This is a genomic window from Ruminococcus gauvreauii (genome assembly GCF_025151995.1).
Classification (GTDB): Bacteria; Bacillota; Clostridia; order Lachnospirales; family Lachnospiraceae; genus Ruminococcus_G; species Ruminococcus_G gauvreauii.
Map to the genome: position 1 here is coordinate 3,838,981 of NZ_CP102290.1, position 24,991 is coordinate 3,863,971.

The 24,991-nt window shown below is 49.5% G+C and carries 19 protein-coding genes; 16 read left to right on the top strand and 3 right to left on the bottom strand.

What is annotated here, in order from left to right; all coding sequences use genetic code 11:
• Positions 1–2: 2 nt before the first annotated feature.
• Positions 3–2,225, bottom strand: coding sequence for a pyridine nucleotide-disulfide oxidoreductase/dicluster-binding protein (locus tag NQ502_RS17965; RefSeq protein ID WP_028528888.1), 2,223 nt, complete (start codon positions 2,223–2,225; stop codon positions 3–5).
• A gap of 34 nt (positions 2,226–2,259) precedes the next feature.
• Positions 2,260–5,079 (bottom strand): molybdopterin-dependent oxidoreductase, encoded by a 2,820-nt coding sequence (locus tag NQ502_RS17970; RefSeq protein ID WP_028528889.1) that lies wholly within the window; start codon positions 5,077–5,079, stop codon positions 2,260–2,262.
• A gap of 225 nt (positions 5,080–5,304) precedes the next feature.
• Between NQ502_RS17970 and NQ502_RS17975 the strand changes: the two genes are divergently transcribed.
• The 11 genes from NQ502_RS17975 (at position 5,305) to NQ502_RS18025 (ending at position 15,865) form a co-directional block, all read left to right on the top strand.
• Positions 5,305–6,192 carry a LysR family transcriptional regulator gene (locus NQ502_RS17975; protein ID WP_028528890.1) on the top strand — a complete coding sequence of 296 codons (888 nt, stop codon included), beginning with the start codon at positions 5,305–5,307 and terminating at the stop codon, positions 6,190–6,192.
• Positions 6,193–6,335: 143 nt separating this feature from the next.
• The gene (gene putP, locus NQ502_RS17980; RefSeq protein WP_028528891.1) at positions 6,336–7,883 is read left to right on the top strand and encodes a sodium/proline symporter PutP; all 1,548 of its coding nucleotides are present in this window, start codon (positions 6,336–6,338) and stop codon (positions 7,881–7,883) included.
• 154 nt (positions 7,884–8,037) lie between these two features.
• Positions 8,038–8,454 carry a helix-turn-helix domain-containing protein gene (locus NQ502_RS17985; RefSeq protein WP_242830269.1) on the top strand — a complete coding sequence of 139 codons (417 nt, stop codon included), beginning with the start codon at positions 8,038–8,040 and terminating at the stop codon, positions 8,452–8,454.
• Positions 8,451–9,041: an ATP-dependent Clp protease proteolytic subunit gene (locus NQ502_RS17990; protein WP_028528892.1), complete on the top strand. Its 591-nt coding sequence runs from the start codon at positions 8,451–8,453 to the stop codon at positions 9,039–9,041. Before NQ502_RS17985 ends, NQ502_RS17990 begins: the two co-directional genes overlap by 4 nt.
• 275 nt (positions 9,042–9,316) lie before the next feature.
• Positions 9,317–9,907 carry an ABC-2 transporter permease gene (locus tag NQ502_RS17995; RefSeq protein WP_028528893.1) on the top strand — a complete coding sequence of 197 codons (591 nt, stop codon included), beginning with the start codon at positions 9,317–9,319 and terminating at the stop codon, positions 9,905–9,907.
• A gap of 78 nt (positions 9,908–9,985) precedes the next feature.
• Positions 9,986–10,666, top strand: coding sequence for a response regulator transcription factor (locus NQ502_RS18000; RefSeq protein WP_028528894.1), 681 nt, complete (start codon positions 9,986–9,988; stop codon positions 10,664–10,666).
• The gene (locus NQ502_RS18005; RefSeq protein ID WP_028528895.1) at positions 10,663–12,129 is read left to right on the top strand and encodes a sensor histidine kinase; all 1,467 of its coding nucleotides are present in this window, start codon (positions 10,663–10,665) and stop codon (positions 12,127–12,129) included. Before NQ502_RS18000 ends, NQ502_RS18005 begins: the two co-directional genes overlap by 4 nt.
• Before the next feature lie 21 nt (positions 12,130–12,150).
• Positions 12,151–12,771: an imidazole glycerol phosphate synthase subunit HisH gene (gene hisH, locus NQ502_RS18010; protein WP_028528896.1), complete on the top strand. Its 621-nt coding sequence runs from the start codon at positions 12,151–12,153 to the stop codon at positions 12,769–12,771.
• 2 nt (positions 12,772–12,773) lie between these two features.
• A complete protein-coding gene (gene hisF / locus NQ502_RS18015; protein WP_028528897.1) occupies positions 12,774–13,535 on the top strand; it encodes an imidazole glycerol phosphate synthase subunit HisF in 762 nt (253 codons plus the stop codon).
• Between the two features lie 15 nt (positions 13,536–13,550).
• A complete protein-coding gene (locus tag NQ502_RS18020) occupies positions 13,551–14,228 on the top strand; it encodes a uracil-DNA glycosylase (RefSeq protein WP_028528898.1) in 678 nt (225 codons plus the stop codon).
• A gap of 14 nt (positions 14,229–14,242) precedes the next feature.
• A complete protein-coding gene (locus NQ502_RS18025) occupies positions 14,243–15,865 on the top strand; it encodes a putative polysaccharide biosynthesis protein (protein ID WP_028528899.1) in 1,623 nt (540 codons plus the stop codon).
• A gap of 70 nt (positions 15,866–15,935) precedes the next feature.
• Here the strand turns inward: NQ502_RS18025 and NQ502_RS18030 are convergent, their stop codons facing one another.
• The gene (locus NQ502_RS18030; RefSeq protein WP_028528900.1) at positions 15,936–20,156 is read right to left on the bottom strand and encodes a 2-hydroxyacyl-CoA dehydratase; all 4,221 of its coding nucleotides are present in this window, start codon (positions 20,154–20,156) and stop codon (positions 15,936–15,938) included.
• Between the two features lie 189 nt (positions 20,157–20,345).
• Between NQ502_RS18030 and NQ502_RS18035 the strand changes: the two genes are divergently transcribed.
• The 5 genes from NQ502_RS18035 to ilvD all read left to right on the top strand — a co-directional run bounded on the left by NQ502_RS18035 (position 20,346) and on the right by ilvD (position 24,987).
• Positions 20,346–20,507, top strand: coding sequence for a hypothetical protein (locus NQ502_RS18035; protein WP_156887909.1), 162 nt, complete (start codon positions 20,346–20,348; stop codon positions 20,505–20,507).
• 4 nt (positions 20,508–20,511) lie between these two features.
• A complete protein-coding gene (gene tgt / locus NQ502_RS18040; RefSeq protein ID WP_028528901.1) occupies positions 20,512–21,651 on the top strand; it encodes a tRNA guanosine(34) transglycosylase Tgt in 1,140 nt (379 codons plus the stop codon).
• Between the two features lie 97 nt (positions 21,652–21,748).
• Positions 21,749–22,075, top strand: coding sequence for a preprotein translocase subunit YajC (gene yajC / locus NQ502_RS18045; protein WP_028528902.1), 327 nt, complete (start codon positions 21,749–21,751; stop codon positions 22,073–22,075).
• Between the two features lie 136 nt (positions 22,076–22,211).
• Positions 22,212–23,294 carry a 3-isopropylmalate dehydrogenase gene (leuB, locus tag NQ502_RS18050; protein ID WP_028528903.1) on the top strand — a complete coding sequence of 361 codons (1,083 nt, stop codon included), beginning with the start codon at positions 22,212–22,214 and terminating at the stop codon, positions 23,292–23,294.
• Positions 23,295–23,316: 22 nt separating this feature from the next.
• Positions 23,317–24,987 (top strand): dihydroxy-acid dehydratase, encoded by a 1,671-nt coding sequence (gene ilvD / locus NQ502_RS18055; protein ID WP_028528904.1) that lies wholly within the window; start codon positions 23,317–23,319, stop codon positions 24,985–24,987.
• Positions 24,988–24,991: the final 4 nt, after the last annotated feature.

Sequence of the window (24,991 nt, forward strand, 5' to 3'; positions counted from 1 at the left end):
CATCATCCCTCCCTGATATCCACGCGGTGACTGTATACGTCCCTGACAGAGATCGTATCGTCTGCCATGGCATACACGACCCAGACCGTTATATTCTTAAACCGGTGATGTACATAGTACAGATTTTTCCCGCGGTCATAGAGTTTTCTGCCGCTTTCTTCGCCGGCCTCAATCGTTTTTATCACTTCCTCACCGCGGATCAGCAGCCGGTCCAGTTTTTTCTGAAGCTGTTCGCAGATGTCAATCTTCAGATAACTTTGCTGTTTCACGAAATCGCCTCCCGTAATATGTTGTTTCAGCAGCCTGCGGTTATCCCGGCGCTCGTCCAGAGTGGGAGGCTGCCGTTTGCTGTCATCGAATCCGAAGATCAGATCAAGAAGGTGCCGGCACTCTCTGCCCTGGGCGGCAAAGATATCTCTGCAGTTTGCACAGTATGTTATGATCTCAGAATCCGTCAGATCCGTCTGTGTCTGGGCAAAAGAGTCAAATAGTTTCGGATTCGTCGGATAGATGTGTCCGCCAAAGCCGCAGCAGCCGCAAACTTCAGGAGAATCGTCAGACTGGCAGCCGTATCTGTGAGCCAGACGACGCACGGACTGACGGGTTTTGGGGTCATCTGCGGAGCCGCACGGATCGAACAGCTGTATCTTTTCCGATAATTTTATTGCCGGCAGAGGCAGATGTTCCGGATACATGTCCATATAACGGTACAGAGAAATCGTCTGTATCTCGGGGCAATATTGTTTCAGATTGACCTGACAGGCGGTGCATGCCAGTACGAACAATGGTCTGCCGAGGTGTTCCCACTCGGCGCAGATCCGGTCAGTCACTTCCTGCCTGCGCGCCGTATCCCCCGCCCATTCTGCCGGAATTCCGCAGCATCCGAGATACAGTGCGGGATTGTCGGCGGCTGCTGTAAGATATTCATATGCGTGCCGGACAAGACCCGGCGATGAGGCGCTCAGCTGACATCCCGGAAAAAAGACGACATCGCTTTTTTTCTCCTGTTTGGGTGACCATACGAGGTAAGAATCCCCGGACAGGCAAAAGTCCAGATCCTGCATCCAGTAGTCGTGAAGTGCCAGGGCAAAATGACCGTCTGCAAAGAGGTCTTTCCGGGCGGATTTTAAGCATACGCCCATGTCGATATGTTCAGGACAGACTTCTTTGCATTTTCCGCAGAAGGTGCAGCTGGCGATCATGCGAACAGCCGGACGTCTGGTGGCATTGGGCTTCAGTGTCGTTACGATATCTGTGCACATCTTCTTTGGGTAGCGTCCGTCAGTTTGCATCAGCGGACAGACGTCGTAACATTTGCTGCAGTTACAGCGCAAACAGCGCCCGGCTTCTTCGGCAGGATCAAATTCATCCCCGTCTGAAGAAGAGGGTTTTGAAAAATCATAGGGCAGATCATAATACCGTCCATCCGGCGGGACACTTCCCGTGTGTTTGAAGGTGTAGTCTGTGTTTCCGAGTTTAAAGTATACTTCAATCGAATCCGCTGCGTTGATACCGTCGGTCATCGCTTCCATCAGGCTGCCGCCGGTTCTTCTCTGTCCGCCTAAGAATACGCCGGGGATAGAGGTCCCCAGGGTTTCCGGCTGAACGTTATCGCGGAGAAGATCAAAATCTTCTCCGCCTTCGCCCGTCGCAACATAGACTGCGTCTGCATCCGGCAGTACTTCATCTAAAGACGTAATATCCTTTTCTGTGATGAACGTACAGTTATAAGGGCTGAATTCATTTTCCAGGTCAGAAAGGCACATTGCCGGATCCATCTTCTGCAGGGCGGACCCGCCGATGGATGTACCCTTCTCAAACACTGTGACATGGTATCCCCTCGACGCCATGCGAAGCGCACAGGCAAGTCCGCTCAGTCCGGCTCCGATCACAGTGATGCGCTGTTCTTTTCTGGGGAGAGTGTATCTCTGAGGTTTTCCGCCGGTCTCCTGATGGCAGAAGGCCTCCAGCTTCTTAAGACGGACGGCGCGGTCCGCTGAGGCGCGGACACATGCATGTTCACAGGGGGCATCGCACAATGTACTCACGATGCCCGGGAACATGACGGCGTTTCGGTAGATTCTGTGTGCACTTTTGTATTTACCGTTCTGCATCTTTTCGATGAACTTGCGCACATCGAGGCCGAACGGACACTTTGATGAACACGGAGGCGGCGTGTCCCTGAAACAGTCATCAGCGTAATCTCTGTATTTTTCAATATCCATGGTTCCCTCCATCCTCCGTGCTCTGCGGTCTGTTTTAAAGTTCTGAGATTTCCTCGATCGTGTCAAACATATCGGAGCCGAGGAAGTAACGGTATGGCTTCATTTCTCTGCCCTCTGCCTTTGCGTCCATTGCCGCTTTGATTTTTTCCGGTCTTGCAGGCAGTTCATAGATTCTGACACCGACGGCGTCATAGATGCTGTTGATGACGCTCATGTGGCCGGAGGACTGGAACAGCTCGGCGCATCCGGAGGAACCGTGCGGTCCGTGTTCTCTTGGGTTGTCTTCATAATAATATACCTGAATATCATCCGGGATATCCTCGATATAGGGGACTCCGGCGCCTGCGATCGAGCCGCTTTTTTTCACATCATCATATTCTTCCTTCAGTGCATAGCCTATGGTATGTGAAATTCCGCCGTAGGCCTGCCCCTCGACTGCCAGCTGGTTGCCGATCACACCGACATCTGCAGTGATGACCACTTTAATCACCTTTGCAGCGCCTGTCTTTTTGTCTACTTCTGTGACAGCCATAAAGCATCCGTAATTCATGGTATTATTCGGGTCGCCTTCTCCGGTCTTGAAATCAATGCCCTCTGCCGTACCGGTACAGTCATAGACACCCTTATACCAGGTTGGGATACCTTCTGCGACCATTTCATCGTAAGTTCTGTAAGTGCCGTCCTGTTTTCTCATGGCATCCATCAGCTGTTCGGCCGCGTGGATCGTCGCGTTTCCGACCATGAAATGGCTTCGGCTGCCGGCAGCGATGCCGCTGTCCGGACAGCGGTGCGTATCATTCATGACTAAATGGATCCGGTCAGGGGTGATGCCTAAAGGTTCCAGACATTTTGCGGTGTGGGTGAGTGTACCGATGTCACCGCCCTGGCCTACGTCTTCCCAGGTGTTATAATGTGTAATGCTGCCGTCGGGGTTGAGTTCCAGCGCGCATTCGGAGTGATCATTTGCACCGATATTACTCATGAAACCGCCGCAGCTGATACCGATTCCGTATGCCTTGTCTTCCGTTTCCCTTCCCTCAATCGACTTTCTGGCCGCTTCATAATGCGGGCGCATCGCCTCCATCAGCTTATCGATGGACGGCTGGCGGTACGGGCGGCTGTTCGTGGTCGTCTCTCCCGGACGTGCCACATTTTTATAGCGGAACTCGAAGGGATCCTCGCCCATTTTTTCAGCCAGCATATCAATCAGCGCTTCAAAGCTGGTATAACACTGAGGAGAACCGAGTCCGCGGTAGGCGACGCCGAATGCGTGATTGGTGACGGCCATTCTGGCAAGTCCGCGAATGTTCGGGACCACATACGGGTAACCCGGAAAACGGACCATGGCTTCCAGCTCCGGATATGCATCGGAGAAATAAGGACCGTGGTCGCATCCGATATCAAATTCAAGAGCGCTCAGCTTACCGTTTTCGTCACAGGCAAGGCGGGCATTCGTATAAGACGCCGTTCTTTTTCCACTGTAATGCATAAACTCTTCATATGTTAATGTACAGGTGACAGGACGATCGACTGCCAGCATACAGATTGCGATCATTGCGGGACCTGCCGGATGACATGCCCAGCCAAATGCACCGCCTGCCGGGTTCATGACCAGGCGAAGGTTTTCTACCGGCACACCGATGCCGTCTGCGATTGCCGAACGGTTCCAGTCGAGTGCCTGCGTCTTGCAGTGTACGACGACATTTCCATCGGTATCGTAGTAACACTGCAGCACTTCGCCCTCCACAGACAGGTGCGGCTCGTGCTGTGCATAGAAGCTGCCCTCTACAGAACAGTAGGAATCATCGATGACCTCTCTGGTGTCTTCACCTTTCAGAACGGGTTGTTTCATATAGATATTCGTCGGCGATTTCTCATAGATGCTCTGTGCGCCAACTGCGACGGCATCAAGATAGTTCCGGTATTCCGGCAGCGGTTCCAGGTCGACGACAACGGCTGCAGCGGCGGCGCGGGCGTGTTCGTTGCTGTCGGCGATCACGCAGCCGACCAGGTCTCCGTAATGATAAATCGTGTCGTCACAGATCAGTTTGCATTCATTTCCCGCCATGGTGCAGGTAGGGTGGGGGAGAGGCTCCAGCATCCGATTCGTACCTTTTACGTCTTTTGCCGTCACGATCTTTACGACGCCCGGCATCTTCTCGGCAGCAGAAGTATCGATGCCTCTGATCCGTGCATGAGAGTATTTCCTCGGCTGAATGATTGCCACATGAAGCGTTTCCTCCGGCATGTGATGTCTCACGTCGTCTCCGTAATCCATCTGTCCCAGAACTTTTGCAAGAGCCGTCGGACGCGGCATTCTGCTTTCGTAGACACTTTCTTCTCCTTTGTAAGTGATTTCGTCGATTGACTTCTCTCCGCGCATGACTGCAGCGGCAGCCATCACAGCGTCAACCAGCGGATGGTATCCGGTGCATCGGCAGACATTCCGGTTTTTCTGAAACCACTGGCGCACTTCCTCGCGGGTAGGGTCCGGATTCTGATCTAACAGTGCCTTGGCGGAGACGATAAATCCGGGGGTGCAGAAACCGCACTGTACGCCGCCGTACGTCATCCATGCCACCTGAAGCGGATGAAGGTTGGCAGCTGTTCCGAAACCTTCGATGGTCTCGATCGTGCTGAATTCCTCCACAGTACTCATTTTCTTAACGCAGGAACGGGTCAGTTTGTCGTTCAGAATCACGTTGCAGGCGCCGCACTGTCCTTTGCCGCAGCCTACTTTTACGCCGAGATAACCGTGTCTTCTGAGCACGTCGGCGAGGGTATCAGTTTCGGGATTGAACATTACGATTTTTGTAACGCCGTTGATGGTAACACTTTGCCTTTTTAATCCCATGATCATTCTCCTTTCGATATGGTGATTTTCGTAAATTTAGATAATTGTATTATAACATCAAATATTTTTCTTCACTAACAGTATAAAAAATGTGTTGACAAATAATTGTGTTTTGGTCACAAAGAAATCTTGTAACAAAAATAATATTTTAATATTTTTACTACATTGTAAATATCATACTTGTTTGTTATAATACTTGTAATGATAGTGTGTGAGGACAGACTTATGCTGATGAGACAGTTGAAACAATTTATCTATATTGCAAAATTCCAGAGTATCTCCAAAGCTGCCAGAGAGCTGTTTATGTCCCAGCAGACACTGAGCCAGTCCATGCAGAATTTTGAAAAGAAACTCGGGGCTCAACTGTTTATCCGAACAAAACAGGGGGTAAAATTAACAGATTTTGGTAGGCGGATACTGCCCAGGAGTGAACTGATGCTTCAGCAGGTGGAAGACTATGAGGCATTTATACGGGAGCAGGCAGCAGACACCGGGAGGAAGAGTATGATTCTGGTGGAGGAAAACTTTCTGACGCCTTCTATTCCGACGGACCTCATACTCCTGGCATCCAAATCCAGCCTTTCGATCGAGATTGCCACGGGTCTGACTTCCTGTCTGTCGGCCCTTAAGGATAAGACGTGTAATGTTGTGTACTGTTTCCGGCCGACGGAATTATACGGACTGACGTATCTGCCGCTGATGAAAGAACCGGGTGTGGTCATGCTGAACAGACACCATCCGCTTTCGGAGAGAGAAGGACTTACACTGGATGACATTATTGGCGAGGATCTTATTCTTCCTCATTTTACATACTCGTCGTTTACTACGTCGCTTGTGAAAATTTATGCAAAAAGAAATGCCTATCCGAAATGTGCGGCAGAGACACACGATCTTTCGACCCTGATACAGATGCTCCGTGAAAATGTAGGAATTTTGATCGCACCTTCTTATCTGATCCCGTCCTTTTCAGGGAGAGAATTTAAAATACTGCCGTTAAAAACAGAGGATTCGATCTTTGAGTACGGCTTTCTTCTGGAGTCGTATGATGAGGCGGAGATGAATGAACAGTTCTTTATTAATTCCATGATGGAGTATTACAACAAAGAATATTAAAACCGGAGAATCTGTCCTTTGATCGGAATTTCCGGTTTTGTTGCGTATAAAGGAGTTTCTATGAGCCGAAATTGGGTGAAAAATTGACTTTTTCCAGTTAATATGGCATAATGGCAAAAGATTGTTTTGAGGAGGGAAAGTACATGACAACAAGCAATATAGTTGCAATTCTAATTGCGTTTGTCGCATATTTGATTTTTATGATCATTATCGGCGCGATCTACATGAAAAGAACAAACAATGTAGATGATTATTTCCTGGCAGGCAGGGGACTGAACGGATGGGTCGCTGCACTCTCTGCACAGGCATCCGATATGAGCGGGTGGCTGCTCATGGGACTTCCGGGCTCGATCTATGCACTTGGGACAGGGCAGGCATGGATCGCCATCGGGCTTTTTATCGGAACTGTGCTGAACTGGCTGGTGATCTCAGGCAGGCTTCGCCGCTATACGATTGTGGCAAACAATTCCGTAACGCTTCCGGCGTATTTTGAAAACCGTTTCCATGACAAGAGGAGGATTCTTCTTACGATCTCATCGGTCGTCATCACGATCTTCTTTCTGGTCTATACGGCATCGGCGCTGGCGGCAGGAGGAAAGCTGTTCAATTCTGTGTTTGGAATCGATTATCATATCGCGCTGGCTATCGGTGCGTTGGTTATTCTGGCTTATACTTTCATGGGCGGTTTTATGGCGGTATGTGTGACGGACTTTATTCAGGGGACGTTAATGCTGATTGGACTGCTTGTAGTTCCGATTGTTGCCTATGCGATGGTGAGCGGAAATATCACCTCTATCCTGGAACAGAGCCAGGTCGCGGGCGGTTCCGGAGCCTACTTGAGCCTGCTTTATAATAACGGAGAACCGTATAAGGCGATTGATGTCATTTCTCAGCTTGCATGGGGGCTCGGATACTGTGGAATGCCTCATATTCTGACAAGATTCATGGCGGTAAAGAACGAAAAGGAGCTGAAAAAATCCAAAGGTATAGCAATTATCTGGGTGGCAATCTCACTGGTGGCTGCATGCTTTATCGGCGTGATTGGACGTGCTTATCTGTTTCCCACAATTCTTGGAACAGAAGGGGCGGCATCTACGGAGAGTGTTTTCATCGAGATGATTACAAGAGTATTTACAAAGGATTTTGCACTGCCGTTTGTCGGCGGTATCTTCCTGTGCGGAATACTTGCGGCGATTATGTCTACAGCGGATTCACAGCTTCTGGTTACAGCATCGGCGGTCTCGAAAGACATATACAAAGATATTCTGCATCCGAAGGCTGATGAACAGAAAGTGCTGAAAGTCAGCCGCATTACAGTTATTGTCGTTTCTGTAGTGGCATTTTTGATTGCATGGGATCCGAACAACAGCATCATGAACCTTGTCTCGAACGCGTGGGCGGGACTGGGAGCTGCATTTGGTCCGACGGTGGTACTGTCGCTGTTCTGGAAACGTACGAATCTGGCAGGAGCAATCGCAGGAATCGCATCCGGTGCACTGACTGTTATCGTATGGGACTATATTCCGATCATCGGAGGCCAGACACCCGGAGCGGTGACGGGACTCTATTCACTGGCAATCGGATTTGCCATCAGTCTGATCTGTATCGTAATCTTCAGTCTGCTGACGAAAGCACCGTCTGAAGAAATACAGAATGAATTTGAAAAAGCGGCATCAAAGGAAGAACTTTAATAGGATGAACACACCTGGACCAGACGGATGATACTTCCGTCTGGTTTTTGCTTTTCTGCGGCAGAATTGAACCTTTTATAAAGACAGCAATTTATATTAAGACTATCTCGATAAAGCGTGCTATACTGAATTCGTACTGTGAATGGAGTGTGAGATGATGGAAAATGAAAAAACGATTATGAAAGTTATAGACTATATAGAGAACAATCTGGATCGCCAGTTAAACCTGGATGAAATTGCAAATGAGGCGGGTTATTCTAAATTTCACCTGAACAGGATGTTTTTAGATTGTGTTGGCTGTACTATATATAAATATATTCAAATGCGCAGGCTTACTGTGGCAGCTGAAAAACTTGTTTATACAGAAAAGTCCATTATAGACATTGCTTATGAGGCAAATTATTGTTCGCAGCAATCGTTTACCTTTGCATTTCGCCAATTATACGGGCATCCTCCGCAAGAGTATAGGACAATAAAGGTCCATATTTCCAGGATCAATAAATTTAAGGCGAGAAGCAATCTTATGATGCATTATAAACCTGCTGTGAAATGTGAGGTGATTGCTGCATGAGTACAATACCGTATGTAATCGAACAAACAAGCAGAGGGGAAAGAAGTTACGACGTCTATTCCAGAATGCTATCAGACAGAATCATTTTTTTGGGTGAAGAGGTGAACGATACAACCGCCAGTTTGATTATCGCGCAATTACTGTTTTTGGAGGGGCAAGATCCTGACAAGGATATCAGTCTTTATATTAACAGTCCGGGCGGTTCTGTGACGGCAGGGTTTGCTATATTTGATACAATGAATTATATTAAGTGTGATGTATCTACAATCTGCGTTGGACTTGCAGCTAGTTTTGGGGCTTTTTTGCTGGCGGCTGGTACTCAGGGTAAACGATTTGCTTTGCCGAATGCAGAAATTATGATCCATCAGCCCGCAATATCCGGGGGGATAAAAGGCCCGGCCAGCGACATTAAGATAATGTCAGACTATATGCAAAAAAATAAGCAGAGATTAAATCAACTGCTTGCAAAAAATACCGGAAGGACAATTGGAGAAATAGAGCGTGATACGGATCGGGATAATTTTATGACGGCAGAAGAAGCCAGAGCATATGGTTTGATTGATACGGTTATTTCAAAACGCGGGTAAAAAATAGAGTTTGTCTGCATTCTGAGCATGGCAGAGTATGTTGCCAAAACATTCTGCCATGCTGAATTTTTGTAAAAAATAAACACATCCCATACGTATTCCAAAAGAAAACACCGATAAACTTTACAATCTCTACCAGTTTATATTATAATGTACGCGTAGGCCATGAGCCGTGCAGAAGACAACGAAGCATAAAATCTGTGCATGCTATAGGGTGAAGCAAAGACTCGTCAGGCACGGCGGCGTAGCGGAAGAGATAAAGGAGAAGCTAAGAGATGGATATTTCAAAACTGTCTGACCTGGACATTACGGCTTTGGACATTGCAGCTCCGAACTGGCTTCTGGCAGTCAGTGCAGTGATCGCTGTGCTCAACTGCTTTCTGGGATACCGGCTTTTAAAGCTGTGGGTGACCCTGGTCGGTTTTGTCATTGGAGCGATGATTGGATATTTTGCGACAGTGGAATATGTGAATAATATAGGCATCGCGATTCTGACAGGACTGCTCGGGGGCATGCTGATTGGGTTTCTGGCATTTCGTGTATATCTGCTGGGCGTATTTCTGATCTCTTTTGTCCTGGCTTTTTCCATGTTTCTGCGGATACCGGCGGACAGTGAGACGCTGATGCTGCTTGTACTGGGCGGAGGTTTGATCGTGGCATTGGCTGTCGGCATCGCCGCTGTAAAATTTGTGCGGCCCGCGGTCATCATCATAACCGGGATAAGCGGAGGCCTGGGTGCGGCGTCAGACTTTTTGATGCTGATGAAGGATAAGGAACCGGTACATGTACTGGGTGCAGGAGTCATACTTGCTGTTTCCGGCATTCTTGTGCAGTTTTTAACGACACGAAAAGAGAAAAAAATGTGAAGTAAGCGCTATGTTCACAGAAGAAACATAGTTCTCTGTTATATTGAAAAAAAGGCGAAAAATCAGGAGGTACAGGGAATGGATCATTTAAAAATCATGGTAGTGGACGATGAAAGCAGGATGCGCAAGCTGGTGAGAGACTTTCTGGTAAAGCAGGACTTTTCCGTTCTGGAGGCAGAAAACGGTGAGCAGGCAGTCGACCTGTTTTATGAGAATAAAGATATTGCACTGATTATTTTGGATGTCATGATGCCGAAGATGGATGGCTGGCAGGTATGTAAGGAAATCCGAAAGCAATCAAAAGTGCCGATTATCATGCTCACGGCAAAGGGCGATGAGCAGGATGAACTTCTCGGATTTGAGCTGGGAGTGGACGAATATATTTCAAAACCGTTCAGCCCGAAGATCCTTGTTGCACGCGTGGAGGCCATCCTGCGGCGCACGGGAAAAGCGGATGCGAGTGAACAGCTGTCGGCCGGCGGCATTGTGATCGACAAGGCAGCTCATATGGTGACAATAGATGGAAAATCTGTCGAACTCAGTTTTAAAGAGTTTGAATTGCTGACTTACTTTATGGAGAATGAGGGGATCGCACTCTCCAGAGAAAAGATTTTGAATAACGTGTGGAATTATGATTATTTTGGTGATGCCAGAACGATCGATACCCACGTAAAAAAACTTCGCAGTAAGATGGGTGACAAGGGAGAACTGATCCGCACAATCTGGGGAATGGGGTACAAATTTGAGGTAGAGCCATGAAGCGCTCGATCAAGCGTCAGATTGGCGGAATGTTTATCATACTGGTAGGACTGGCACTGACGGCTATTTGGCTGTGTAATTATTTTTTTCTGGAAGAGTTTTATGTAGCGCAGAAGATTAAAATCCTGAAAACAGGGGTAGAACAGCTGAACAGCTACAGTATCGAAGATCTTATCACGTCGGACAGCGGCTTCAGTCAGTTCTGCTCGGCGAATAATCTCAGCATCGTAGTAACCAGTATCGAATACAGTGAAGTATATACCAACGTGAAGGACAAGGACGGAAAGCTGCTGGCGGGCCGTCTGTTCGGATATATCACGGGAATCGATGAAGCGAAGCCGATCATTTTGGAGAGGACGGACCAGTATGTCGTTCAGAAAAATCAGGACCTGGAAAAGAAGATGAATTACATCGAGATCTGGGGAACGCTGAATGACGGGGGCAGTTTTCTGATCCGCACGCCAATGGAGAGCATCCAGGACAGCGTCACGATATCTAACCGGTTCTACGCATATATCGGTATGGGGGTGATCATGCTGGCGGCTGTCATCATCTGGTTTTTTACGAAACGCATTACGAAACCGCTCACCGAACTGACAGAGATCTCTCAGAAGATGGCGGCGCTTGATTTTGATACAAAGTACGAGAGCGGAGGAGATAACGAGATCGGCGTTCTGGGGCATAACTTCAATACGATGTCTGAGAAGCTGGAGCAGACGATCTCGGAGCTGAAATGCGCCAATATTGAACTTCAGCAGGATATACAGAAAAAGATTCAGATCGATGAGATGCGCAAGGAGTTTCTGTCCAACGTATCACACGAATTGAAAACACCGATCGCGTTGATTCAGGGGTATGCGGAAGGGCTGCAGGATAATATCAGCGATGACGAGGAGAGCAGAGCGTTTTACTGTGAAGTCATCATGGATGAAGCCGCTAAGATGAATAAGATGGTTAAAAAACTGCTGACGCTGAATCAGCTGGAATTCGGAAATGACCAGATCGTAATGGAACGTTTTGACCTGACCGCACTGATTCAGGGGGTCATTCAGGCATCGCAGATTTTGATTGAACAGAAGCAGGCGGAAGTGATCTTTGCGCAGAGAGACCCGCTTTACGTATGGGGCGATGAATTCAAGATAGAGGAGGTTGTGACGAACTTCTTTACGAATGCTCTGAACCACGTGCGGTATAAGAATAAAATTGAAATTCGTTGTGAGCAGCGGGGAAATCTGGTGAGGACCTCTGTATTTAACACCGGAGATCCCATTCCGGAGGAGGATATCGATAAAATCTGGATTAAGTTTTATAAAGTGGATAAGGCTCGGACCAGAGAATACGGGGGAAGTGGAATCGGTCTTTCCATCGTAAAGGCAATCATGGAATCCATGCATCAGCAGTGCGGGGTGCGCAACTACGAAAATGGTGTGGAATTCTGGTTTGACCTGGAAACAAAAGCATAAGATAAACGAGGAGATAGATGAATGATTGCAATAATTGACTATGATGCGGGGAACATCAAAAGTGTGGAAAAAGCACTCCAGCTGCTGGGAGAGGACGTAGCGGTGACGAGAGATGCCGGGGTGATCAAAAGTGCAGAGAGAGTCATCCTTCCCGGGGTGGGTTCATTCGGGGATGCGATGGAGAACCTGCATCGCTTTTCACTGGTGCCTGTGATCCACGAGGTAATCGGGCGTAAAACGCCCTTTCTGGGGATCTGTATGGGTCTTCAGCTTCTGTTCGAGAGAAGTGACGAGAGTCCCGGTATCGATGGTCTGGGCGTCCTGAAGGGTGAGATTCTCCGGATTCCCAGCAGGGAAGGCCTCAAGATTCCTCATATGGGCTGGAATTCACTTCACCTTCAGCACGGGGGGCGGCTGTTTCGGGGTATTTCCGATGAATCCTATGTATACTTTGTACACTCGTATTTTCTGAAAGCCGCCGATGAGACAATTGTGAAAGCATCCACGCAGTACAGTACGTGCATCCATGCGTCTGTGGAGCAGGACAACGTATTTGCGTGCCAGTTTCATCCCGAGAAGAGTTCGGATGTCGGCCTTCAGATACTGAGAAATTTTGTGAAAATCGGAAGGGAGGACTGCTGATCATGTTTACCAAAAGAATCATTCCCTGTCTGGATGTCCATGACGGACGGGTTGTGAAGGGTGTAAACTTCGTAAATCTGCAGGATGCGGGAGATCCGGTTGAGATTGCGAAGGCTTATGATAAGGCTGGAGCGGATGAGGTGGTCTTTCTGGACATTACAGCCTCCTCTGACGACCGCGCCACCGTTGTGGATATGGTGCGAAAAGTTGCGGCAAATGTTTTTATCCCGTTTACTGTCGGCGGTGGAATCCGCACGGTGGATGATTTTAAGGTGCTACTTCGGGAGGGAGCGGATAAGATTTCTATCAATTCTTCCGCCATCAACAATCCGGAGCTGATACGGGAGGCATCGCTGAAATTCGGAAGTCAGTGTGTGGTAGTGGCGATCGATGCCAAGAAAAGAGCGGACGGAAGCGGCTGGAACATATACAAAAACGGCGGCCGTATTGATGTGGGAACAGATGCTGTAGAATGGGCAAGAACGGTGGAGAAACTGGGTGCGGGAGAGATTCTGCTGACCAGTATGGACTGCGACGGAACGAAAGCGGGATATGATATTGCGCTTACCCGCACGATTGCAAAAGCCGTATCGATACCGGTCATCGCATCCGGCGGAGCCGGGACGATGGAGCATTTTTACGATGCATTGACAGACGGAGGAGCGGATGCAGCGCTGGCAGCTTCGCTGTTCCATTATAAAGAACTGGAGATAAGAGAAGTAAAGAAATACCTGGCAGGCCGGGGAGTTCCGGTACGCCTGTAAGAAAAGGGGATTGTTATGCCGCCGATCAGTGGAGCATGGGCCAGGGCTCTGGCACCTGAATTTAAAAAACCGTATTATAAAAAATTATTTCAGACAGTAGCACAGGAATACCAGACGCGACAGATCTTTCCAAATGGAGATGATATCTTTAATGCCTTTCATTTTACACCGCTTGACCAGGTGAAGGTCGTGATCCTGGGACAGGACCCGTATCACGGAGAAGGGCAGGCGCATGGCCTGTGTTTTTCTGTGAAACCGGAGGTAGAGATACCGCCGTCCCTGGTAAATATCTATAAAGAGCTGGAGGAGGATGTCGGATGCTATATTCCCAACAACGGCTATCTTGAGAAATGGGCACGTCAGGGGGTACTGCTGCTCAATACCGTATTGACTGTCCGGGCTCATCAGGCGAATTCTCACAGGGGGATCGGATGGGAGGAATTCACGGATGCGGCGATTCATGTGCTGGCGCAGCAGGAACGTCCGATCGTATTTATTCTCTGGGGCAAACCTGCACAGGCGAAGGAGAGTATGATCACGAATCCGCTGCACCTGGTTTTGAAATCACCACACCCCAGCCCGCTCTCTGCATACCGCGGTTTCTTTGGCAGCCGTGTGTTCAGCAGGACCAATACGTATCTGGAGAGTCACGGTCTGGAGCCGATTGACTGGCAGATCGAGAATCGACAGTAAAAGGAAGAAAACGTATGGGAAAGAAAAGTTCATCTTTTATGAAACAGGCATCCTTTTTAATGGTTGCCGGTTTGATCGTGCGCATGATTGGTCTGCTGTATCGAACGCCTATGAAGGCGGCCATCGGGGGGCTCGGGTACGGTTATTACGGTTATGCTTATAATGTATACAATATACTGCTGCTGATCTCGGGCTACAGCATTCCGGTAGCGGTTTCGAAGCTGATGTCGGAGCGGCTTGCAAAAAAGCAGTACAGAAATGCACAGAAGATTTTCTGGGGAGCCGTCGTCTATATCCTGATCATCGGTTCACTGGCTTCAATCGTAGCGTTTGTGTTTGCCGAACAGCTGCTTCCTGTCGGGGCGGAAGACGCAGTGCTTGCGCTGAGGGTACTGTCGCCGACAATCATGCTGGCCGGCCTGTTGGGGGTTATGCGGGGATATTTCCAGGCAAATAATAATATGCTTCCCACATCGATCTCGCAGATTCTGGAGCAGATCCTGAATGCGGTCGTCAGTGTTGCGGCAGCATATTTTCTTGTGAAGAGTTTCGGAACGACTTCTGACACGCGTGCGATCTACGGAGCAGCCGGCGGAACGCTGGGTACGGGAATCGGCGTTGCGTCCGGGATTGTCTTCATGCTGCTGGTGTTCGGACTGAACAGAAAAATCATTAAGAGAAAACTGAAACGTGATACCTCGTCCTGTCAGGAGAGTTATGGGGAAATTGCAAAAGTGCTGTTTTTTATGATGACCCCCGTTCTCCTGAGTACTTTTTTGTATAACGTCAGTGCGTATATTGACCAGTCCATCTTCTCACCTCTGATGCTCGCCAAGGGAGCTGCGGCGGACAGCATCACAGAGATATACGGTGTATTCAGCGGACAGTACATGGTGCTTATCAATATTCCCGTGGCGCTCGCGAATGCGACATCCACGGCGATGATGCCGGAGATCACCGCGAACTATGCGACGGGCGACGTGGGCGGAGCCAGAAGCAAGATCAATGAGGCCATCCGTATGACGATGTTTATCGCGATTCCGGCGGCGTTCGGTCTGGCTGTGCTGGCTTATCCCATCATGGATCTGCTGTTTGCGGGATCACCGGATGAAGCAGGGACGATGCTGATCGTCGGCGCGGTATCGGTGTTGTTTTATTCGCTTTCTACGATCACAAACGGAGTGCTTCAGGGCATTGGAAAACAGTACGTTCCTCTGCGCAACGCGGCCGTTTCCCTGGTTGTGAATGTGATCGTGCTGGCGGGACTGACGAAGTTTACCGACCTTGGGATTTACAGTGTACTGGCTTCAACAGTGGCGTATTCGCTCTGTATGTGTATCCTGAATGATCTTGCAGTCCGCAAGTATCTGAGCTATCGCGGAGAGTTTGTCGATACCTACCTGAAGCCGATGGGGGCCGCTGCCGGAATGGGAGCCGTGGCATGGATCGTATATTACGGTCTGCATCTGTTTCTTCCGGTCAGGATTGTCTGCCTCGGCGCGGCGATCCTGTTTGCAGTCGCTGCGTATCTGATCCTCTATGTCATGATAACCAGGATACCGGAAGCACAGCTTCGCAGGTTTCCGATGGGCGGTGCGATGGTCAGAGGCATGAAGAAACTGCACCTCTTAAAATAACGTGAAAAAGACACCCGGGGATACGAGATTATTAAAATTTCGTATTCCCGGGTGTTCTTATATGGGCATATCAGTGATCCATGTTTTTCACAGCCGTGGAGAGCATCAGCTTGATGCGGTTCAGCTGGTTGACTTCACTTGCCCCCGGATCATAATCGATGGCTACGATGTTGGCATCCGGATATTCGCGTCTGATCTCCTTAATCACGCCTTTTCCGACGATGTGGTTCGGCAGACATCCAAACGGCTGGGTGCACACGATATTCTTCGCGTTGTTATGTATCAGTTCCATCATTTCCCCGGTCAGGAACCATCCTTCACCCGTCTGGTTACCGATCGATACGATCGGAGCAGCCATTCTGGCGAGATCTTCAATCTTTGCCGGCGGGTCAAAGTGCTTACTCTTCTCGAACTCTTTCGTGGCGGCGCTTCTCAGCCATTCGATTCCCCTGATTGCGATGTTCGCCATCCTGGCGGTTGACTGTTTGGTTCCCAGATATTTGGATTTGAAATTCTGATTATAAAAACAGTAACACATGAAATCGATCAGATCCGGGACGACTGGTTCGGCACCTTCACGTTCCAGAAGCTCTGCCAGATGATTATTGGCGGCCGGCAGGAATTTTACCAGGATCTCTCCGACGATACCCACGCGTGGTTTCTTCTCATCGGTGATCGGCAGGTGATCAAAGTCGCGGATGATGGTGCGGCAGATCTGTTTGAAACGGGTATGACTCATCCGTTTTGCAGTTATGAAATCGATACAGATCTTTTCCCATTTCCGGTGAAGACGGTTGGCGGAGCCTTTTTTCTTTTCATAGGGCCTCATCCGGTAGATGCATTTCATCAGGATATCACCGAACACGCAGGCGTATGCCAGACGTATCGCGAGATCCGGTGTGATCTTGAAACCGGGATTGCTCTCCAGACCGCTTAAGTTGATGGAAATTACCGGAATGTGTGACATTCCCGCTTTTTCCAGTGCGCGGCGGATGAAGGCGATGTAATTGGACGCACGGCAGCCTCCGCCGGTCTGCGACATGATGATCGCGACATGATCCAGATCATATTTTCCGGACAACAGTGCCTGCATGATCTGCCCGACTACCATGAGAGAGGGGTAGCAGGCGTCATTGTTTACGTACTTCAGTCCCACATCAACAGCCTCTTTATTGTCATTTGGCAGTACTTCCAGCCGGTAACCCGCGGCGTTGAACGCCGGGCCGAGGATCTTGAAATGGATCGGTGACATCTGCGGACACAGGATGGTATATGTCTTCCGCATTTCTTTCGTGAAGGAGACCTTCTCTATGGAAGACGGCGCGACGGTCCGGTTGATACAGAATTTTTCACGGGTTCTGATTGCTGCGAGCAGGGAGCGGACCCTGATACGTGCTGCCCCCAGGTTGTTCACCTCGTCGATCTTCAGACAGGTATAGATTTTTCCGCTGTGCATGAGGATTTCACTGACCTCATCCGTCGTGACGGCATCCAGGCCGCAGCCAAAAGAGTTCAGCTGGATCAGGTCCAGATCTTCCCGCTCCTTGACGAAGTTGGCGGCGGCATAAAGCCGTGTATGGTACATCCACTGGTCGTTGACCCTTATCGGGCGCTCAAGCGGCGCCAGATGCGATACGGCATCCTCTGTAAGAACCGCGACACCGTACGAGTTGATCAGGTCCGGGATGCCGTGATGGATTTCCGGATCGATATGGTAGGGGCGCCCGGCGAGTACGATGCCGTGGCGGCCGTGCTGTTCCATCCAGGTCAGGGTCTCCTCGCCTTTCCGCATGATGTCTTTTCTCTGCGCATCCTGTTCCAGCCACGCCTCATGCGCGGCTTTGCGGATCTCATCGTCCGGGATATCCGGAAATTCTTTTACAAGACGTTCCGTCAGCACCTTCTCATTCGTAAATGCCATGAAAGGATTCCTGAAAATAATGGAATCATCATTCAGTTCATCCACGTTGTTTTTGATGTTCTCCGCGTATGATGTGACGATCGGACAGTTATAATGGTTGACGGAATCCTCAAATTCCGTTCTCTCATACGGAATACACGGGTAGAAGATGAACTTTACCCCCTGGCGGATCAGCCAGGTCACGTGACCGTGTGCCAGCTTGGCGGGGTAACACTCCGATTCGCTGGGAATCGATTCGATCCCGAGCTCGTAGATCCTGCGTGTTGAGGTCGGCGAGAGCACGACCTGATATTTCAGGGCTGTAAAAAAGGTGAACCAGAACGGATAGTTCTCAAACATGTTGAGTACGCGCGGGATACCGACCTGACCGCGCACTGCCTGATCGGCAGGAAGCGGTTCATATCCGAAGATCCTCTGGTATTTGTATTCAAACAGGTTAGGAATATGATCTTTGTTCTTTTCTTTCCCAATTCCGCGCTCACAGCGGTTTCCGCTGATAAACTGACGCCCGCCGCTGAATCGGTTGATGGTCAGGCGGCAGTTATTCGTGCATCCCTTGCAGTTTGCCATGGAGGTGGTAAACTTCAGGGTATTGATCTTATCGATCGGAAGCATCGATGTGACGGCGTCTTCCTCATAGCGTTCCCGTGCGATCAGGGCGGCGCCGAACGCGCCCATGATGCCGGCAATATCCGGCCGTACCGCCTCACAGTCCGCGATTTTCTCAAAGCTTCGCAGCACGGCGTCGTTGTAGAAAGTACCGCCCTGTACAACGATGTGTTTGCCGAGTTCTGAAGCGTCAGACACCTTGATGACTTTATAGAGGGCATTTTTGATCACAGAGTATGCCAGTCCCGCAGAAATATCGGAGACTTCAGCGCCTTCCTTTTGCGCCTGCTTTACTTTAGAATTCATGAATACGGTACAGCGTGTACCGAGATCGATGGGATTTTTCGCAAACAGCGCTGCCCTGGCAAAATCTTCCACGCTGTAGTTCAGAGATTTCGCAAAAGTCTCAATGAACGAACCGCAGCCGGAAGAGCAGGCTTCGTTCAGCTGTACGCTGTCGACGACCCCGTCTTTGATCTTGATACATTTCATGTCCTGTCCGCCGATGTCAAGGATACAGTCCACTTTGGGATTGAAGAAAGCGGCGGCGTAATAATGGGATACCGTTTCGACTTCCCCTTCGTCGAGCATCAGTGCCGCCTTGATGAGCGCTTCCCCGTAACCGGTAGAGCATGACCAGGCGATGTTTGCTTTTTTGGGAAGATGACTGTAAATCTCCTGGATTGCCTTTATCGTCGTTGCCAGAGGACTTCCGTTGTTGTTGTCATAAAAAGAATACAGCAGGGAACCGTCTTCCGCGACGAGAGCGGCTTTTGTTGTTGTGGATCCGGCGTCAATGCCGAGATAACAATTTCCTTCGTAACTGCCGAGATCAGAAGTTCTCACGTTATAGCGGCTCTGACGGCTGTTGAAGGATTCGTATTCGGCATCGGAAGCGAACAGCGGCTCCATACGGTCAACCTCAAAATCCAGTTTGACGCTGGCGGCCAGCTGTGTCTGCAGCGCGCGCATGGAATGACTGATTTCTTCTTTTGCATTCATGGCAGACCCGATGGCGGCAAACAGATGTGAGTTATCGGGAACGATCGTATGTTCTTCATCGAGATTCAGAGTGCGGATAAACGCATGTTTCAGCTCTGACAGGAAATGCAGCGGACCACCGAGAAAGGCGATATGTCCGCGGATCGGTTTTCCGCAGGCCAGTCCGCTGATCGTCTGGTTGACGACTGCCTGAAAGATGGAAGCGGACAGATCTTCCTTTGTGGCGCCCTCATTGATCAGGGGCTGTATATCGGATTTTGCAAATACGCCGCATCTGGCTGCGATCGGGTAGAGCGCTTTGTAATGTTTGGCGTATTCGTTCAGGCCGACTGCGTCTGTCTGAAGCAGGGATGCCATCTGGTCGATAAAAGAACCGGTACCTCCGGCGCAGATCCCATTCATACGCTGCTCAATGGAACCTCCCTCAAAATAAATAATCTTGGCGTCTTCACCGCCAAGTTCGATTGCGACATCTGTCTTAGGCGCCAGCTCCTGCAGAGAGGACGACACGGCAATGACCTCCTGGACAAAGGGAATTTTGAGGTGATTGGCAAGAGCCAGTCCGCCGGATCCCGTGATGACCGGATGGACGGTAAGGTCGCCGGTCTGGCGGCAGGCTTTGTCGAGAAGCGCCGCAAGGGTCTCCTGTATATTCGCGAAATGCCGTTCGTAATCTGAGAAAAGGAGACGATGTTCTTTATCTAAAACTGCGATTTTAACGGTTGTGGAACCGATGTCAATACCTAACGTATATTTCATTTTGTTCTCCTCATTGGTGATTCCATTAAATAAGTAAAATTCTATGATATTATACGCTGAACCGGGTAAAATTGCAATCAGAAAAAATATGTAAATCTTTTGGTAAAAATATGGTATAATGACTGCACTGCCACGGCTTGAAAAACAAATATCCCTGCGGGCTGCTTGTTTTTTTGCGCACGTGGTATAATGACTGCACTGAGTGCAGTCCGCAGCAACTGCGTTGCTGTACCGCTGCTGCGCAGCGGATTATACCTGGCAGGCCACGGCTTGAAAAACAAATATCCCTGCGGGCTGCTTGCTTTTCTGCGCACGTGGTATACTCTGGAGACAGATAAGGAAAGGAATTAAGAACATGTATCAGATCATTCACAGAAACGGCCTCGCGAAAAGGGCAAGGCTTATAACTGTTCACGGAGTGATTGAGACTCCGGTATTTATGAATGTCGGCACTGCGGCGGCAATCAAGGGGGCTGTGGCGACGACGGATTTAAAAGACATCAGAACACAGGTGCAGCTGTCAAATACGTATCATCTCCATGTCAGACCGGGCGACGAGGTGGTAAAAAAACTGGGCGGTCTGCATAGATTTATGAACTGGGACCGCCCGATCCTGACAGACTCCGGTGGTTTTCAGGTGTTTTCGCTGGGGGAGCTGCGCAAGATCAAAGAGGAAGGGGTGTATTTCCGGTCACATGTCGACGGCAGGAAAATCTTTATGGGACCGGAGGAGAGCATGCAGATTCAGTCTAACCTGGGTTCTACGATCGCAATGGCATTTGATGAATGCCCGTCCAGCGTCGCATCCAGGGAATACGTGCAGAATTCTGTGGACAGGACCACGCGCTGGCTGAAACGCTGCCGGACAGAGATGGCGCGGCTGAACACTGTGGAAGATACGATTAATCCGCATCAGCTGCTTTTCGGCATTAATCAGGGAGCGATCTTTCCGGATATCCGTATCGATCACGCGAAAGCAATCTCCGAACTGGAACTTGACGGATATGCAGTGGGAGGACTGGCAGTCGGAGAGAGTCATGCGGAGATGTACCATATTCTGGACGAGGTAGTCCCGCACCTGCCGTCGGAAAAACCAACGTATCTGATGGGAGTCGGCACCCCCGCAAATATTCTGGAGGCGGTGTCGAGAGGGGTCGATTTCTTTGACTGTGTATATCCGAGCAGAAACGGCCGGCACGGGCATGTCTATACCAACCGCGGGAAACTGAACATGCTGAACGCAAAATATGAGCTGGACGATGCCCCGATCGAAGAAGGCTGCGGATGTCCGGCATGCACACATTACAGCAGGGCTTATATTCGGCATCTGCTGAAGGCAAAAGAGATGCTGGGTATGCGTCTCTGTGTACTGCACAACCTGTATTTTTACAATACGATGATGGAGGAAATCCGCCAGGCGATCGAGGAGGAACGTTATCAGGAATACAAAGCGGCAAAACTGCAGGGGTTTCAGGAAAACGACAAAAAACAGTAACACCATAAAAAATGAAAAAATACTTGCTGAATTGGTATAAGTTGTGTATTATTGATATATTAGGTAAAAATATAAAAGAGACTTAGGAGGAATATTTATGATAGCATCTGCAACGGCTTCTTCTGCCAACTCAGGATTGCTTGGTACCGGTTCTATGATCTTATGGCTGGTAGTATTATTTGGACTGATGTATTTTCTGATGATCCGTCCTCAGAAAAAAGAACAGAAACGTGTGGGGGCAATGCTTTCCGATCTTGCAGTCGGCGATGCGATTGTTACGACCAGCGGATTTTATGGGATTGTGATCGACATCACAGATGAGGATGTCATTGTAGAGTTCGGCAACAATAAAAACTGCCGTATTCCGATGAGAAAAGCTGCCATTGCGGAAGTGGAAAAAGCGGAAGAGGTACAGAATAACTGATTGTATGCCAGGGGTTGGATGTCACAGCATCCAGCCCCTTGTTTACGTCGGCGCAGAGGCGGTACCATTTTTTGTTGAAAAATCGATAAAAATAGATTATTATATAGAGTAATAGGCTGTTCGGGAGGAAAAAATCATGGAATATAACATAGCGTTGATTCCGGGCGATGGAATCGGTCCGGAAATTGTCGGAGAAGCAAAGAACGTACTGGATAAGGTATGCGAAAAATTCAAGCATGAGTTTCATTATACAACTCTGCTGCTGGGCGGAGCATCCATTGATGCGAACGGTGTCCCGCTGACAGACGAGACGATCGCTCAGGCAAAGGCATCGGATGCCATTCTGATGGGCTCGATCGGAGGGGATGCCGCGACATCTCCCTGGTATCAGCTGGAACCGTCCAAACGGCCGGAGGCAGGACTTCTGGCGATCCGCAAAGCCCTGAACCTGTTCGCGAATCTGCGCCCGGCATATCTTTATGAGGAGCTCAAGGCGGCGTGCCCGCTGCGTGATGATATCATCGGAGCAGGATTTGATATGATGATCATGCGTGAGCTGACGGGCGGACTGTATTTTGGAGAACGCAGAACAGTCGAGGAAAACGGGGTCAGAAAAGCGATTGATACTCTGACATACGATGAAAATGAAATACGCAGGATAGCGAAAAGAGGATTTGACATTGCCATGAAACGCCGCAGGAAGGTGACGAGTGTCGATAAGGCAAACGTCCTGGATTCCTCCAGGCTGTGGAGAAGCGTTGTTGAGGAAGTGGCAAAAGATTATCCGGAAGTGACACTGGAACACATGCTGGTGGACAACTGCGCGATGCAGCTGGTCAGAAATCCGGGGCAGTTCGATGTGATCCTTACGGAAAATATGTTTGGCGATATTCTGTCGGATGAGGCCAGTATGGTAACCGGATCGATCGGCATGCTGTCTTCAGCAAGCCTTAATGAGACGAAACTGGGACTCTACGAACCGAGTCATGGCTCTGCACCGGATATTGCGGGCAAAAACATGGCAAATCCGATCGCAACGATCCTTTCAGCTGCCATGATGCTGCGCTATTCGCTGGATCTTGATGAGGAGGCGGATGCAGTGGAAGCGGCCGTGAAAAAAGTTCTCGCGGATGGTTACCGCACCGTGGATATTATGTCGGATGGCTGTACGCAGCTTGGAACTGTTGAAATGGGCAGAATGATTGTTCAGAACATATAGATGAAAAAGGAGAGAGACGGATATGAGAAGTGATGCAGTAAAAAAAGGCGTGCAGCAGGCGCCGCACAGATCTCTGTTCAATGCGCTTGGAATGACAAAAGAAGAGATGGATAAACCACTGATCGGTATTGTGAGCTCTTATAACGAAATCGTACCGGGACATATGAACCTGGATAAGATTGTAGAGGCGGTTAAGATGGGCGTCGCACTCGCCGGAGGCGTACCGCGCGTATTTCCGGCGATCGCTGTCTGTGACGGCATCGCGATGGGACACATAGGTATGAAGTATTCACTGGTCACAAGAGACCTGATCGCAGATTCAACAGAGGCTATGGCACTGGCACATCAGTTTGATGCACTTGTAATGGTTCCGAATTGTGATAAGAATGTTCCCGGTCTTCTGATGGCGGCAGCGAGAATCAATGTTCCTACCGTGTTTGTGAGCGGCGGTCCGATGCTGGCAGGTCATGTCAAAGGACACAAAACAAGTCTCTCCAGCATGTTTGAGGCAGTGGGCGCACATGCGGCGGGAAAATACTCAGATGCGGATGTGGAAGAATATGAGTGCAAGGCATGTCCGACCTGTGGTTCATGTTCCGGAATGTATACGGCAAACAGCATGAACTGCCTGACGGAAGTACTCGGCATGGGCCTTCAGGGAAACGGCACGATCCCGGCCGTGTATTCCGAACGGATCCGTCTCGCGAAACATGCGGGGATGCAGGTGATGGAACTTTTGAAAAAGGATATCCGTCCGCGTGATATCATGACGGAAGAAGCAGTGATCAATGCGCTGACTGTTGATATGGCGCTCGGCTGCTCGACGAACAGTATGCTGCATCTGCCTGCGATCGCACATGAGATTGGAATGGACTTTAAAATTCCGTATGCGAATGAGATCAGCGCAAAGACCCCGAATCTGTGCCACCTGGCACCGGCAGGACCGACTTATATGGAAGATCTCAATGAGGCCGGCGGTGTCTATGCAGTCATGAATGAACTGAACAAAAAAGGACTGCTGAACACAGAATGCATGACAGTAACGGGTAAGACCGTCGGAGAAAATATCAAAGACTGTATAAATCTGAATCCGGAAGTTATCCGTCCGATTGAAAATCCATACAGTGAGACCGGGGGGCTTGCGGTACTGCAGGGCAACCTTGCGCCTGACGGCAGTGTCGTCAAGCGTTCTGCGGTTGTCGAGGAGATGCTGGTACACGAAGGACCTGCACGTGTGTTTGAATGTGAGGAGGATGCAAGTGAGGCGATCCTTTCCGGAAAGATAAAGGAAGGCGATGTTGTGGTCATCCGCTATGAAGGACCCAAAGGAGGACCGGGGATGCGTGAGATGCTGAACCCAACTTCCCAGATAGCAGGAATGGGTCTCGGTTCTTCTGTAGCCCTGATCACGGACGGAAGATTCAGCGGAGCATCCAGAGGGGCTTCGATCGGCCATGTTTCACCGGAAGCGGCAGTTGGAGGACCGATCGCTCTTATTGAAGAAGGAGATATGATCCGGATTGACATTCCGAATAACAGTCTGAATGTCGGAGTGAGTGATGAGGAAATGGCAGCCAGGAAGAAAAAATGGCAGCCGAAGCAGCCGAAAGTCACGACAGGCTATCTGGCGCGTTACGCTTCCATGGTAACTTCGGGGGACCGCGGTGCCGTACTGGAAATTCCGAAAAATTAAGGAG